The organism is Bradyrhizobium sp. LTSP885, from assembly GCF_000938305.1.
Taxonomy (GTDB): Bacteria; Pseudomonadota; Alphaproteobacteria; order Rhizobiales; family Xanthobacteraceae; genus Bradyrhizobium.
Genome location: NZ_JYMT01000039.1, coordinates 30,516 through 44,363 on the forward strand (window position 1 = coordinate 30,516; position 13,848 = coordinate 44,363).

The window sequence follows — 13,848 nt, forward strand, 5'->3', positions numbered from 1 at the left end:
CAGACGCGGGACGCGTCGGAGGTATTTTTGAGAAGGAGTGACGGGTGATGTTGCGTAAAACGATGATTGCCTTGATGGCGACGGCCGCGGTCGGCTTGCTCACGGTCGACGCCGCGTCGGCGCGCGGAGGTGGTGGCGGCGGAGGCGGCCACGGCGGTGGTGGCGGCGGCTTCCATGGTGGCGGCGGTTTTGGCGGCGGAGGCTTTCGCGGTGGTGGCGGCTTCGGCGGAGCGGGCTTTCGGGCCGGAGGATTTGGCGGCGGCGTCCGATCGGCCGCGATCGGCGGTGGCGCGTTCGCCGGCCGAGGATGGCACGGCGGCTATTATCGCCATCGCGGCTATCCGTTCGCCGCAGCCGCGATCGGCCTCGGATTGGGCTACGGCGCCTACGGTTATTATGACGGCTACTATGGCGACCCCTACTACGCGGGCGCTGGCTACGATGACGGGTACGGCTATGGCGACGGCGGCTGCTACATCGTCCGCCACCGCATCATGACGCCGTATGGCTGGCAGGTCCGGCCTGTGCAGGTTTGCAACTGAGACCATCCTGCAAACGTCAGGATGCTCGGCCCAAGCTCTTGGCCAAGTCCTTGGACGACCCAACAAGCAAACGCGCGCGACGATGACGTCGCGCGCGTTCGTGTCGGTGCAACTGGATGGGCCTCGTCAGCCCAGCACGCCGTATGTCTTCAGCCACGCCTGCATCTTGTTCCAGCCGTCCTCGGCCGCTTCCTTGCGGTAGCTGGCGCGGTAGTCGGCGTGGAAGCCGTGCGGCGCGCCGGGATAGATCTTGAACTCGGCGGTCTTCTTGTTCGCAGCCAGCGCCTCCTTGAACGCTTCGACGCTTGCGACCGGAATGCCGGTATCTGCCTCGCCATAGAGGCCGAGCACGGGGGCCTTCATCTCGGGCGCGAGCTGCATCGGGCTCTTCGGCCAGAGCGGGTTCGGCGGATCGACCGGCGGGCCGTAAAATGCGACGCCGGCTTTCAGCGCCGGAGAGTGCGCGGCGTATTCCCACACCGTGCGTCCGCCGCGGCAGAAACCGATGATGCCGAGGCGGGAGGTGTCGCCGCCCTGCGATTTCGCCCAGGCCACCGTGCTGTCGAGGTCGCTCAAGAGCTCGGCATCGGGCTTTGCGTTCACGATTGGCAGCAACTGCGGAATGTCCGCGATCTTGGTGAGGTCGGTGCCTTTGCGGAAATAGTAATCCGGGGCGACCGCCAAGGCGCCGAGCTTGGCGAGCCGCCGTGTTACGTCCTTGATGTATTCGTGCAGGCCGAAGATCTCCATCGCGACCAGCACGACCGGCGGATTGGTGACGCCGGCGGGCTTCGCGAAATAGCCGGGCATTTCACCGTCGGCGACCTTGATCTTGGTATCGCCGGCAGTGAGGCCGCTGGTGTCGGTCTTGATCACATCGGCCCGCACGGGGCCCGCGGCCAGTGTGTAGCCCGCGGCCACGGCGGCCGACGCCGTCATGAAGCCGCGGCGCGACACCGGGGCGGGCTTGGTCAGTCCGACGACATCCTGGGTCAGAATCGGTTCGGCGCTCATCGACGTCCTCCTGTGGGATCAAGGAGGCGCATTCAGCAAACAAAGCCGGTGGGTGGCAAATCACCTGCCTGCGAGGGGAGCGAAGGAGCCAAAAAAACAAGGCCGTCGACGTAGTATACCGTCAACGACCTTGCCAGCCCCGGATATTGAAATCGGCTCACGCCATCCGGTGCCTGGAGGATGACTCGGATTCGAAGGCCGATATGTGAACCAGTTCACATAGTCCGGGATTAATTCACGTTAGCGGGCGTTCGGGTTGGATCAAACGGCCTCTAACCCCGTGATTTCACGGGACTACGCCGCCCGAACCTGCCGGATCAGCCGTGTGATCTACCGCGCCTGCGGTGGGTGGTCCGCGTCGTGTCCGACCGCTTGCGCGGCGACGGCTCCGCGGCGGGATCGCTGGTCTGGGAGCTCGCGAACGACTGCCGCAGGCTCTCAACCGCCTCGGTGAGCGCCGCGATCTGATCGGTGAGCTTCTTGGTGTCGGCCTGTTGCGCCGCGACTTGCCGGCGCATGGTCTGGAGTTGGTCCTGTACCTCCTGCAACTGATCGATCGATTCCTGCTGGGTCGTCTCGAGCCCCTTGGTCTTCTCGACCAAGGCCTCGGAGACCTGGGCGGTCCGCGCCTGTAACTGGCGCGTGGCGACGACGCGATCCGACTCGGGCGCGTTGCCGGTATAGCTGCGCCATAATGCGATCGAGCCGACCCCGAACACGATCAGCAGCAGCGCCACCGCACCCATTGCGATCGGCTGCACGCCCAGGACGCTGCTGGGTTCGGAATTCCGGGGAGCAAGTTCGATCATGCGACCAAAACCGGACATCAATGGAAAGGTTCCGCTTAGCACAACCTTGGCGGGGGAAAAACCCGGAGATTCAAGCAGATCGGGATAGAGGCAGCGAAAATTGCCGCAAAGTCGCGATTCCTGGGTCAAAATGGGACTGTTTGCAGGGTGTGTGGCTGGCCGGGGTGGTCCGAGGCAGGCGATGGCGTTCGCTATCAAGACTGAGGTTTCCGATGCGCGGGCGAAGGCGTTCACGTTCTCAGCGCAAAAGACCATGTATGGTGGCAGGCATATCGCCGCTGGTGACGTCGTGTTCGTTTTCGCCAGCGAGAACGAGGGCGGCCTGGGCCTGATCGCGCGCGCGGTCGTCACATCAGCCGAGCCGGTCGCGCGAAAATCCAATATCGCCAGGCAAACGCCGCGCGTGAGCATCAGTGTCAGGCGCGTTGCGCTGGCGAAGCGGCCGTTGGGGCGGGATCAACTCAAGCGCTTCAAGGACTGGAATGACGGCCGGCCCGAGACCGAGCTCAACTTCAAATTCTATCGCCAGGCCACCAACAAGATCGTCGGCATCTCGGGTGAGACCACAGCATTTTTGGATGGCTTCTTCTAGCGCGCTTCGCGTGACCGTTGCCGCTGCAAGAGCAAGCAATCACACCCCAATATTTCCGCGCCGAAACATTGCCGGAAAGTGATTCAAATCACGCGTTGGATGAGAGTTTAGTGATTGGAAAATCGTCTCGGTCGATGCCAGAAGCGCGTGGCGCGGGGTTTGCATTGCACAGCCAGCATCGCGATTGATCGAGAAGCTCAGGAATGAATGGGATTGTCAGAACTGCTTTGGCGCGGCCGTACACGTTTGTGGTGCTGGCCCTGTTGATTCTGATCATCGGGCCGCTCGCCGCGATGCGGACGCCGACCGACATCTTCCCGGAAATTCGCATTCCCGTGATCGGTGTGGTCTGGCAATACACCGGTCTGCCGCCGGATCAGATGTCCGGTCGCATCACGACGCCGTTCGAGCGCGCGCTGACCACTACGGTCAACGACGTCGAGCACATCGTTGCGAACTCCTATAACGGCATCGGCATCGTCAAGATCTTCTTCCAGCCCAATGTCGATATCCGCACCGCGAACGCCCAGGTCACAGCCATCTCGCAGACGCTGCTGAAGCAGCTGCCACCCGGCGCCACCCCGCCGTTGATCCTGAACTACAACGCCTCGACCGTTCCGATCATCCAGCTCGCGCTGTCGGGCGAAGGGCTGACCGAACAAAACCTTGCCGATATCGGCATCAACCAGTTGCGTACGCCGCTGGTCACGGTGCCGGGTGCTGCGATCCCTTACCCCTATGGCGGCAAGCAGCGGCAGATCCAGATCGATCTCAATCCGACCGCGCTGCAGGCGCTCGGCCTGTCCGGCCAGGACGTCGCCAACACGCTGGCTGCGCAAAACCTGATCACGCCGGTGGGCACGGAAAAGATCGGCCAGTTCGAATATACCTTGCAGCTCAACAACTCGCCGCTGAAAATCCAGGATTTCGGCGATCTCCCGATCAAGGCCGTCAATGGCGCGATGGTCTACCTGCGCGATGTCGCCACCATTCGCGACGGCAACCCGCCGCAGACCAACATCGTTCACGTCAACGGCAACCGCTCGGTGCTGATGATGGTGCTGAAGGCGGGCTCGATCTCGACGCTCGATATCATCGCCGGCATCAAGCAGAAGGTCGAGGAGTTCAAGTCGTCGCTGCCAGCAGCGCTGAAGATCGATTTCGTCGGCGATCAATCGGTCTTCGTCCGCGGCGCCATCACCGGCGTCGCCCGCGAAGGCATCATCGCGGCGTTGTTGACCAGCGTGATGATCCTTTTGTTCCTGGGCAGCTGGCGTTCGACCATCATCATCGCCACCTCGATCCCGCTTGCCGTGCTCGGCTCGATCATCATGCTGTCGATGATCGGCGAAACGCTGAACATCATGACGCTGGGTGGTCTTGCGCTCGCGGTCGGCATTCTCGTCGACGAAGCAACCGTCACGATCGAGAACATCAACTACCATCTCGAACAGGGCAAAGAGGTCGAACCCGCCATCCTCGATGGCGCCAACCAGATCGTGGTGCCGGCTTTCGTTTCGCTGTTGTGCATCTGCATCGTGTTCGTGCCGATGTTCTTCCTGCAGGGTGTGGCGCGCTTCCTGTTCGTGCCGATGGCGGAAGCGGTGATGTTCGCGATGGTGTGGTCGTTCATCCTGTCGCGCACGCTGGTGCCGACCATGGCGAAGTACCTGCTGCATCCGCATCAGCACGGCGAGACGCCGCCTTCGCGCAATCCCTTGGTGCGGTTTCAGCGCGGTTTCGAGGCCTCCTTCGAGCGCCTTCGCGCCGGCTACCGCGACCTGCTCGCATTCGCGCTCGATCACAGGCCGACCTTCGTCACCGGCTTCATTTGCGTTGTCGCGATGTCGTTCCTGCTGGTGCCCTATCTCGGCCGCAACTTCTTCCCTTCGGTCGATGCCGGCCAGATCCTGATGCATGTGCGAACCCAGGTCGGCACAAGGGTCGAGGACTCCGCCGATCAGTTCGCCCAGATTCAGAAAGCCATTCGCACGGTGATTCCCTCCGGCGAGATCGAGACCATGACCGACAACATCGGCGTGCCGATCTCGGGCATCAACATGACCTATAACAACACCGGCGTGATCGGCTCGCAGGACGGCGACATCCAGATCAAGCTGAAGGAGGGGCATGAACCGACCGATGCTTACGTCAAGCAGCTGCGGGAAGAGCTGCCGCGGCGGTTCCCCGGCGTGACCTTCGCGTTCCTGCCGGCCGACATCGTCAACCAGATTCTCAACTTCGGTGCTCCGGCGCCGATCGACATCGAAATTCGCGGCGCCAACCTGGGCGGCAATTTCACCTATGCCAACGGCTTGCTCGAAAAGCTTCGCCACATTCCCGGTGTTGCCGATGCCCGAATCCAGCAATCCGCGCGCAACCCGACCTTCAATGTCGATGTCGACCGCACGCGTGCCCAATATGTCGGTCTGACCGAGCGCGACGTCGCCAACAGCATGGTGGTGAATTTGGCGGGCAGCTCGCAAGTTGCGCCGACATACTTCCTCGATCCGGGCAACGGCGTGTCCTATTCGATCGTGATGCAGACGCCGCAATATCAGCTCGACTCGCTCGGTTCGCTGGAAAATCTGCCGATGACCGGGCCCGGGACCGTCGGCCCAGTGCAACTCGGCGGTATCGCGAACATCACGCGGACGACGTCCAACGCCGTGGTGTCGCAGTACGACATCCAGTCGATGATCCAGATCTACGCCACGCCGCAGGGGCGCGACCTCGGCGCGCTCGCCGCTGATATTCGCGGATTATTGACGGAGACCGCCAAGGAGCTGCCGAAGGGCAGCACGGTTTCGCTGGTCGGCCAGGTGCAGACCATGGAGAGTGCGTTCTCCGGCTTGCTGTTCGGACTGCTCGGTGCGGTCGTGCTGATCTATCTGCTCATCGTGGTCAACTTCCAGTCCTGGTCGGATCCCTTCGTGATCATCACGGCTTTGCCGGCAGCATTGGCCGGCATCGTCTGGGTGCTGTTCACGACGCAGACCACGCTCTCGGTGCCGGCGCTGACCGGCGCCATCATGTGCATGGGCGTCGCCACCGCCAACAGTGTGCTTGTGATCAGCTTCGCGCGCGAGCGCTATGAGGAACTCGGCGATCCCGTCGCGGCCGCGCTCGAGGCCGGCTTTGTCCGCATCCGCCCCGTTGTGATGACGGCGCTTGCGATGATCATCGGCATGCTGCCGATGGCGCTTGGCCTCGGCGAGGGCGGCGAGCAGAACGCACCGCTCGGGCGCGCCGTGATCGGCGGCCTGATGTTCTCGACGATTGCGACCTTGATGTTCGTGCCGGTCGTCTTCAGCCTGGTGCACAAGAACCGGAATTCGTCGTCGGCTGAACTGGTGGCGCTGGACGAACACCGCGCGCAGGCCGCCGAATAGGCGGACACGCCTCCCGGCCGGCGCGTTGCGTCGGATCTACGACATCCTAGCCAGCTTTGCGCTTGACGATCCCGACAAGGGCCTTATCGATCCGGCTTTGCCATCCTGGTCCTGCCGCCTTGAAATGTTCGAGCACGGCAGGGCTAAGCCGCAGCGTCACCGAGGTCTTGGTCGGAGCCTTATTCGGGCCGCGTCCTTTGCGCATGGCGGGGAAGACCTCGTTGAACGGCTTTGCCTTCGCAAAATCGTTCTTGGTCCACTCGGGATTGTCGCTCACGGCGCGGATATCCTTTGCGGTATAGCCCTTCTTAGCGACGGTTCGCTTCATAGAGGACCCTTTCATCCTTGCTGGCGGGACGCATGCTGACGATGCTGATCGCTTCGGTGCCACGCGTGGCAAATAACGGAGATGACGCCGCGAACGTTCACGCCGATCGCGCGCCATCTGTTGCGGTAGGTTGCGAGAACCAAAGCGGTGTCGAAGAACGTCTCATTCAGGTCAGCGAAGTCCATTCCGTGCTTCGCCAGATTGGCGAGACGCTTTCGTTCGTCCCAAATGATTTTCATCGATTATTCTGTAACTACAAAATATGGAAGTTCAAGGCCTTCCCTGCCTCAAAAAAAGTTGCGGCCACCCTTTGGGGGAAGGGTGGCCGCGCGCGAACCGGTCTGGGACGGGGAGGGGTGGGGATGTGACCGGGTCGCGGGTTCGAAAAATCCTTGTCTGCTCAGCGTGAGCTTGCGGTTGCAACGGCCGGGCGGTTGTCACCGAGCGAGACCCACACATTGGGATCGCTCTGCGACTGCCGCTTGACGAAGCGGTAGCCAGTCTCGGTCCAGGCGACGACGTTCTCGTTCTGGTTATCGAGCACGAACTCGCCCTTGTCGGTCTTCACCGTCAGCACGGCGTGGCCCTCACCCTTCTTGTCGCGGACGACCGTGATCAACAGCGCCTCACGCGGCCAGCCGGAATCCATCAGCATCTTGCGCTTCAGGAGCACGTAGTCCTCGCAGTCGCCGTAGCCGTCTGTCGGCAACGACCATTTCTCGACAACGCCCCAATGATCCATGTCGGTCATCGGCTTGATCGTCTCGTTGACCCACTTGTTGACCCGCGTGAGGTCGCGCCAAGCGGTCTGCGACAACACGATGTCGCGTGGTTGCGTCGCGCCGCCGCGGCACTCGCCCGGATTGTCGGCGCAGAATTCGACCCAGCCGATCGGTGAACGCGTGGTGTCACCCAGGCTGGCGTAGAGCACGTCGCCGGCCTTCGCCGAGACGCAAGTCGCGAACAGAATGGCGGCAACCGCCAAACCTTTCCCCTGTCCCCTGAAACCAAACATTGTGGCCCCCGTTTTTCTTGTTGGGACCACTTTTGCCACAAAGGTTTTGCACCGCCGCTAAGTAGGCGAAGTAGATTTGACGCGAATACTGGTAAAAGCTGCGGAGAATTCGATCTATACTTGATTCAAATTCGCATAAAGTTTGAAACAACTGCAATTGATTCAAATTTTATGCATTAACGCGACAAGTGCTGCTCCAGCGCGGTTTGCGCGCGCAAGTGTTCCCGCCGTTAACCGCGAAATGCGTGCGCCAAATGCGTCAAAGGCGGCGTCCGGAGTACCGGAAGCCGCCTTTGAGGGCTGGAAATCAGGGGTTTTGGGCGGTCTGCCGCTTTACCTCGCGGTAACGCTCTCTTCGAGCGTTTCCGCGGACTGCTCGTGAACGAACTCGAGCGCGAAGCCTTCCTCGAGATTTCGCACCACGCGGGACTGCACCTTGCCGAGCATGACCAGCGACTTCAGCGGCGGGCGGTTCTCGGCGGCAATCGCAGCGCCCGAAAGGGAAAGGTCCATGATCCGGCAGGTCATCCGCGTGCCGTCCTCCTGCGTGAGCAGGGCGATCGGGTTGCGCGGCACGATTCGGTCGTGGCGGCGATCCTCGGGCAGATTGAGGATGTCGCGGTTGGCGAGCCAGGTGAGCTGGGCGGCGAGCTTGTCGCGCTTGCGGGCGGTGGCGCCGACCGTCATCGCGAAGCCGTTATCGATGATGCGGGTAATGCGGCCCTCGACCCGGCCGATATGGTCGAGATAGGCGATCACGCGGTCGCCGACATTGCCGATGCCCGGCGCCAGCAAGGCCAGCCCGCCCGGGGACATGTTGATAATCTGGCAGGGAAACTCGCGCCGGTCGGGCAGCATGTAGCGGCCGAGCAGGTGCACCTTCACGCGCTGGAAGCGCCGCCGTTCCTCAGCAACCGGGACGACCGTAGTTCTCTTCTGTGCAAACGACATCACTGCAACCCGACAACCGGCCCTTCGGAGCTCGAATGACCCTAAGGCTGACAGGGTTAACGAGGCGTTAGCATAGGGTGCATGAAGAGTGGGCAGGGCGCTGCGGTTGAGCGACGCGGGGGTTGCAAGCCACGCGACCCCACGACCCGTGGTGTCGCCGCATGCGGTCTGACGCGTCGCCGGATGGTCATGACATCCCTTTGGCCTTCACCTAAGTTCGCCTTCGCCGAACAGCCGAGATCAACAAGGGCTGGTGGCGGGAGGACAGGATGGTGGGTTCGAAGCTGGTTGCGCTCCTGGCCGCAACCTCTCTTTTTAGTGCCTGTGGCGCAACCGCCGCCGAGATGCGAGTGACGCTGCTCGGCACGGGAACGCCGACGCCGCGGCTGTCCGCCTTCAGCGCATCGACCCTGGTGGAAGCGGGACCTGAGAAGCTGATCTTCGATTTCGGGCGCGGCTCGACGATCCGGCTGTTCCAGAGGAAGATTCCGATCGGCGCGATCACGGCGCATTTCATCACGCATCTGCATTCCGATCACGTCGTTGGCCTGCCGGACATGTGGCTCACCGGTTGGATCGGCACGCCATACGGCTCGCGCAAGACGCCGATGCTGATCTTCGGGCCGAAAGGCACGGTGGCGATGACCGAAAACCTCACCAAGGCGTTTTCCGAGGACATCCGCATCCGCATCGCCGACGAGGACTATCCGCCTGAAGGCGTCGCGTTTGCGGCCAAGGATATCGAGCCGGGCCTCGTCTACGAGAAGAATGGCGTCAAGGTCAGCGCGATCGAGGTCAATCACGGCGACAAAATCAAGCCGGCGTTCGGCTATGTCGTCGAGTACGACGGGAAGAAGGTGGTGCTGTCGGGCGACACCAAGCCCGACGATCGCGTGGCGAAGGCCGCCGAGGGCGCCGACCTCCTGATCCATGAAGTCGCCGTGATCGATCCTGATTTGTTCAAGACCTATCCGAATTATCGTGCGATCGAAGACCACCATACCTCGCCCGAGGACGCCGGCAGGATCTTCGCCCATGCCAGGCCGAAGCTTGCGGTCTACTCGCACATCGTATTTGCAACCCAGCCGCCGACGCAGGATGTGCCTGAGGACACGCTGCTGGCGCGAACGCGCACAACCTACCAGGGCCCGCTGGTGATCGGGCGCGACCTGATGTCGTTCGTGATTTCCGATCACGTCGATATCATTGCGACGAAGCCGCTGACCGCGGACAAATGATCGGCGCAATCAGCAACAAGAAGGCAATGAATAAGAACAGGGAGGACAGACCGATGCAGCAGATCCGCGTATGCACCCATGAGGGGCCCGGCGCCAAGCCCGTGATCCGCACCGTGCCGTGGCCGAAGGTCGGCAGGAAGGCGGCGCTGATCAAGGTCGGCGCCTGCGGCGTCTGCGGCACTGACCTGCATATCCTCAAGGGTCATTGGCCGAAGCCGTTGCCATGGCCGTTCACGCTTGGCCACGAACTCGGCGGCGTGATTGTCGAATGCGGCCCTGATTTCACCGAGGATTTTATGAGCAAGCCGCTCAAGGTGGGATCGAAAGTCATGATCCCGCCGCTGATGCCGTGCGGCCGCTGCTACTACTGCATCCATTATCCGCAAAGCGCCAACAAATGCCTGACGCCGGTCTATTACGGCCGCTATCTCGGCTTCGACAAACCTCCGCACATGTGGGGCGGCTGGGCTGAATATGTCTATGTCGATCTCGAGATGCTGCCGGGCACCAAGATCTACAAGCTGCCCGACGACATGTCGCTGCGGTTAGGGGCGCTGTCGGAGCCATTGACCTCCTGCATCCGCGCCTTCAACCGCGCGACACGCGCCGGCGGGTTTACGTGGGGCGACACCGTCGTGATCCAGGGCTCGGGCCCGATCGGAATCCTCGCGGTCGCCGCCGCGCAGGAGATGGGGGCAGGGCGCGTGATCTGCGTCGGCGCGCCGGAAACGCCACGGCTGGCGCTGGCGCGCAAGTTCGGCGCCGAGGCGACCGTCGACATCGAGCAGATCAATACGCCGGAGGAGCGCATCAAGGCGGTGCGCGACATCGTCGGCGGCTTCGGCGCCGATCTGGTGATGGATTGTTCGGGCCATCCGAGCGCAGGCCCTGAGGGCATCGAGATGCTGCGTGACGGCGGCACCTATGTCGAAATGGGCCAGTTCACCGATGCCGGCTCGATCAATACGTCATGGCATCGTATCTGCACCAAGGACCTCAACGTGCTCGGCTCCTGGGGCTTTACCGGCAACGACCTGCCGCTCGGTGTCGACATGCTCTACCGCACCCGCAACAAATATCCCTGGCTCGACATGCAGACGATCTATCCGTTTACGGAAGAGGGCGTCGGTCAGGCGGTGGCGGACGCAATGGCGATGAAGACGGTGAAGTCGACCATCGTACCGTGGCCTGAATTGGTGGAGTGAATCCCATCGACTGTGGCGCGGCAAATCGTGTTGCAGTGCGTCCAAAAATGGGTCGCTGCGGCGATGCCCCTTATATTACTCGCCGGGGCGGTTGCGCGGCGCTAACATCCGGGCATGTCATCGAACCGGGTGCCGCCCGCGCAGCCGACGAGCACGACATTTGCGTGGGGAAATGTGTCGGAGGACTTCGCGCTGTTCAAGACGCTCAGCGCGGAGCAACGCCTGAGGGCCTTCGGTGCAATGACCCGCCAGGACCTCGTGCGCGGCCAGCTGCTGGTCGAGCAGGGCGGACCCTCGGACGCTTTGTTCTTGGTGCTGCACGGTGCGCTCGCAGTGCACCGGGCCGATCATCCTGAACCGATCAGCGAGCTTCGCGCCGGCGAACTGGTCGGCGAGATCGGATTCTTTGCCAACATCCCCCGCACCGCCAATGTGATTGCGATCAGAGACACCAGCGTGCTGGTGTTGACGCGTGCGGCCTACGCGACGCTTGCGCAGGAAGCGCCGGCGATTGTCGAGGCGCTGCTGGCCGCTCTTGCGCGGCGATTTGCCCGCGAAACCGCGCGCCTGCTGCCCGCTCGCGCGTCGCCAAAGGCGCGAACCGTGGCTCTGATCGACGGCGGCGGCGAGCCGGTGCCGTCAGTCTTTGAACAGCGGTTGCGCCAAGGTCTGGTTGCGGTCGGCGCCGAGATCGTCGACCTCGCGCGCCTTCAGGCGATGTTTCCCGGGCGTACGCTGGACGCGTCCGAGATCTCCGACTGGCTCAACCAGCTTGAATACAACGCGCCGCTGGTGGCTTATTTCGGCGGTCGTGACGCATCGGAATGGGCGCGCAAAGCTATCAGGCAGGCCGACCTCGTCGTGTTCGTCTGCCGTGGCGATGCGCCCGCGCCTGATCTGACTGACATCGAGAGCTTTGCCTGCAAGGTCCACCCCGTCTCGGCGCGGCGTCTCGTTCGCGTTCATGACCACAGACGCCACGAGGTCAGCGGCACCGCGGCGTGGCTCGCGCGGCTGCCCTGCTTCATGCACCATCACATTGCGCTTGAGGATCAGATCGATATCGACAGCCTGATCCGCTTTCTTTGCGGTCGCGCCGTTGGATTTGTCGCCGGCGGCGGCGGCAGCCTCGGCACCGCCCATGTCGGAATCTACAAGGCCTTTCGCGAGCGCGGCGTGATGTTCGACATCTTTGTCGGCACCAGCGTCGGCTCAGCGATGGCGGCCGGCTTTGCCAAGAACTTCGATGCCGAGCATCTCGAGCGCGGCACACATGATATCTTTGTCTCCAGCCGCAGCTTCCGCCGCCCGACCTGGCCGCGTTACGCGCTGCTGGACCACAAGGCGTTCGATTCCGCGCTTGCCGATCAATACGGACACGACTGCCGGATCGAGGATTGCTGGCGGCCGTTCGCGGCGGTTGCGACGAACCTTTCGACGCACAGTCTCGAATTGATCCGAACCGGTCTGCTCTGGCAGGCGGTGCGCGCATCGAGCGCGATCCCGGGCCTGCTGCCGCCGTTCTACACAAAGGAGGGCGCGATGCTGGTCGATGGATGCCTCGTCGACAACGTTCCGCTGGCGCCGATGCAGCTGCTGAAGAGCGGTCCCAATCTGGTGGTCCATTTCGGCGAGCCGGCAACCGAGATGTTCGACGTCGACTATGCCGCGCTGCCCGGGCGTCTTGAACTGCTTGCGTCGATGCTGCTGCCGTTCCGCAAGACATTGCTCCCGGCCGCGCCCAGCGCCATCAACGTCTTGTGGCGGAGTCTCGTCGCGCATCAGCGCTACGACACCCTGCCGACCTCGCCGCTCGATATGGTGATGCGCCCGCCAACGCCTGATGGCATCGACGTGACGGATTTCGACCGTCATCGGGAGATCTTCGAATCGTCCTACCTCTGGGCCCGGGAGTCGATCGCGGCAATGGAGGCCGCGCATCATCCGGCGGTTGCGGCCATCATCGCGTCGGCCAATGCGGCCGGGAGTGTCGCTTTCCCGCTCAGGGCTGGTGACGCCGCGTGATTGCGACCTGCGCCGCCTGGCCGTAGAGACTCGTCACCATATCCATCTGGATGCTGGTCGTGGCCAGGTTCGCGGCACCGCCGTCGAGCGCGTCGAGCATCGGCGGCAGGGTTGTGGCGCGCAGTGCGGCATAGGCCTCGGTGACCTCGTGCCCGCTCTCGGTCGCGCGGTAGCGCGTCTCCTTGCGCGACGAGGAGCCCTCGGTCTCGATCAGACCGGCGCGCACCAGCTTTCGCGTGGCGTATTGCATATTGGGGACATCGACGCGGTTGAGCAATTGTCCGATCTCGGACAGCCGCTTCGGCTCGTCACCCATCCGCACCACGTTGAGCACGGCAACATCGTCGCCGGTCAGCGGCACATCGCAGACGGCGGCAAGGCAGGCGGCCTTCCAGCGATAATAGGCCTGCGCCAGCCGCTCCAGCCTGAATTCGTAATCGGATAGCTGCCGCTCGGTCTCGGTGCGTGCGAGATGCCAGGATCCCGGTCGCTCGGCGGCCATTGGGCGCGTCTTGGGCTGCTTCTTTGGCTTGGCGGCGGCACCGCTTCGCCTCACGGCGGTCTTCCGGGTCGTCTTCAAAATGCTCTCCATATCAGGCCTGCGCCCAGGCTCTGGGCAAATTCTGCCCAATCTCTGCTATTTACAAGTTCGATTCTTACATTAAAAATACAATTAAGAACACATGATGAAAACGGCAAGCCCCCGGGCTCACAAGGGGCGTCCGATACGGAGGTCG

At 62.7% G+C, this 13,848-nt stretch carries 13 protein-coding genes; 6 read left to right on the forward strand and 7 right to left on the reverse strand.

Annotated elements, in window-relative coordinates:
• Positions 1 to 47: 47 nt before the first annotated feature.
• Positions 48 to 542 carry a hypothetical protein gene (locus UP09_RS26555; protein ID WP_052833221.1) on the forward strand — a complete coding sequence of 165 codons (495 nt, stop codon included), beginning with the start codon at positions 48 to 50 and terminating at the stop codon, positions 540 to 542.
• Positions 543 to 668: 126 nt separating this feature from the next.
• Here the strand turns inward: UP09_RS26555 and UP09_RS26560 are convergent, their stop codons facing one another.
• Both UP09_RS26560 and UP09_RS26565 read right to left on the reverse strand, forming a co-directional pair.
• Positions 669 to 1,481 carry a dienelactone hydrolase family protein gene (locus UP09_RS26560; RefSeq protein WP_502689088.1) on the reverse strand — a complete coding sequence of 271 codons (813 nt, stop codon included), beginning with the start codon at positions 1,479 to 1,481 and terminating at the stop codon, positions 669 to 671.
• Between the two features lie 392 nt (positions 1,482 to 1,873).
• Positions 1,874 to 2,365 (reverse strand): hypothetical protein, encoded by a 492-nt coding sequence (locus tag UP09_RS26565; RefSeq protein ID WP_044541293.1) that lies wholly within the window; start codon positions 2,363 to 2,365, stop codon positions 1,874 to 1,876.
• A gap of 181 nt (positions 2,366 to 2,546) precedes the next feature.
• On the opposite strand from UP09_RS26565, the gene UP09_RS26570 reads away from it, so the two are divergent.
• Positions 2,547 to 2,957 (forward strand): hypothetical protein, encoded by a 411-nt coding sequence (locus tag UP09_RS26570; RefSeq protein ID WP_044541294.1) that lies wholly within the window; start codon positions 2,547 to 2,549, stop codon positions 2,955 to 2,957.
• A gap of 203 nt (positions 2,958 to 3,160) precedes the next feature.
• The gene (locus tag UP09_RS26575; RefSeq protein ID WP_044541295.1) at positions 3,161 to 6,349 is read left to right on the forward strand and encodes an efflux RND transporter permease subunit; all 3,189 of its coding nucleotides are present in this window, start codon (positions 3,161 to 3,163) and stop codon (positions 6,347 to 6,349) included.
• 46 nt (positions 6,350 to 6,395) lie between these two features.
• Here UP09_RS26575 and UP09_RS26580 read toward each other — a convergent pair whose 3' ends face one another.
• The 4 genes from UP09_RS26580 to UP09_RS26595 form a co-directional block, all read right to left on the reverse strand.
• Positions 6,396 to 6,677 carry a BrnA antitoxin family protein gene (locus UP09_RS26580; RefSeq protein WP_044541296.1) on the reverse strand — a complete coding sequence of 94 codons (282 nt, stop codon included), beginning with the start codon at positions 6,675 to 6,677 and terminating at the stop codon, positions 6,396 to 6,398.
• Positions 6,678 to 6,688: 11 nt separating this feature from the next.
• Positions 6,689 to 6,916, reverse strand: coding sequence for a BrnT family toxin (locus UP09_RS26585; protein WP_502689086.1), 228 nt, complete (start codon positions 6,914 to 6,916; stop codon positions 6,689 to 6,691).
• 161 nt (positions 6,917 to 7,077) lie between these two features.
• Complete coding sequence (locus UP09_RS26590) at positions 7,078 to 7,692, reverse strand: transglutaminase-like cysteine peptidase (protein WP_044541297.1); 615 nt, start codon at positions 7,690 to 7,692, stop codon at positions 7,078 to 7,080.
• Positions 7,693 to 8,025: 333 nt separating this feature from the next.
• Positions 8,026 to 8,643, reverse strand: coding sequence for a PilZ domain-containing protein (locus tag UP09_RS26595; protein ID WP_044541298.1), 618 nt, complete (start codon positions 8,641 to 8,643; stop codon positions 8,026 to 8,028).
• Between the two features lie 269 nt (positions 8,644 to 8,912).
• Here UP09_RS26595 and UP09_RS26600 point away from each other — a divergent pair, with 269 nt between their 5' ends.
• The 3 genes from UP09_RS26600 (at position 8,913) to UP09_RS26610 (ending at position 13,111) form a co-directional block, all read left to right on the forward strand.
• A complete protein-coding gene (locus UP09_RS26600) occupies positions 8,913 to 9,881 on the forward strand; it encodes an MBL fold metallo-hydrolase (protein ID WP_044541299.1) in 969 nt (322 codons plus the stop codon).
• A 53-nt stretch (positions 9,882 to 9,934) separates the two neighbouring features.
• The gene (locus tag UP09_RS26605; protein WP_044541391.1) at positions 9,935 to 11,086 is read left to right on the forward strand and encodes a zinc-binding dehydrogenase; all 1,152 of its coding nucleotides are present in this window, start codon (positions 9,935 to 9,937) and stop codon (positions 11,084 to 11,086) included.
• 114 nt (positions 11,087 to 11,200) lie between these two features.
• A complete protein-coding gene (locus UP09_RS26610; protein ID WP_044541300.1) occupies positions 11,201 to 13,111 on the forward strand; it encodes a cyclic nucleotide-binding and patatin-like phospholipase domain-containing protein in 1,911 nt (636 codons plus the stop codon).
• On the opposite strand, the gene UP09_RS26615 is transcribed toward UP09_RS26610, so the two are convergent.
• Positions 13,089 to 13,691: a helix-turn-helix domain-containing protein gene (locus UP09_RS26615; RefSeq protein WP_245302227.1), complete on the reverse strand. Its 603-nt coding sequence runs from the start codon at positions 13,689 to 13,691 to the stop codon at positions 13,089 to 13,091. The genes UP09_RS26610 and UP09_RS26615 overlap by 23 nt on opposite strands.
• Between the last annotated feature and the right edge of the window lie 157 nt (positions 13,692 to 13,848).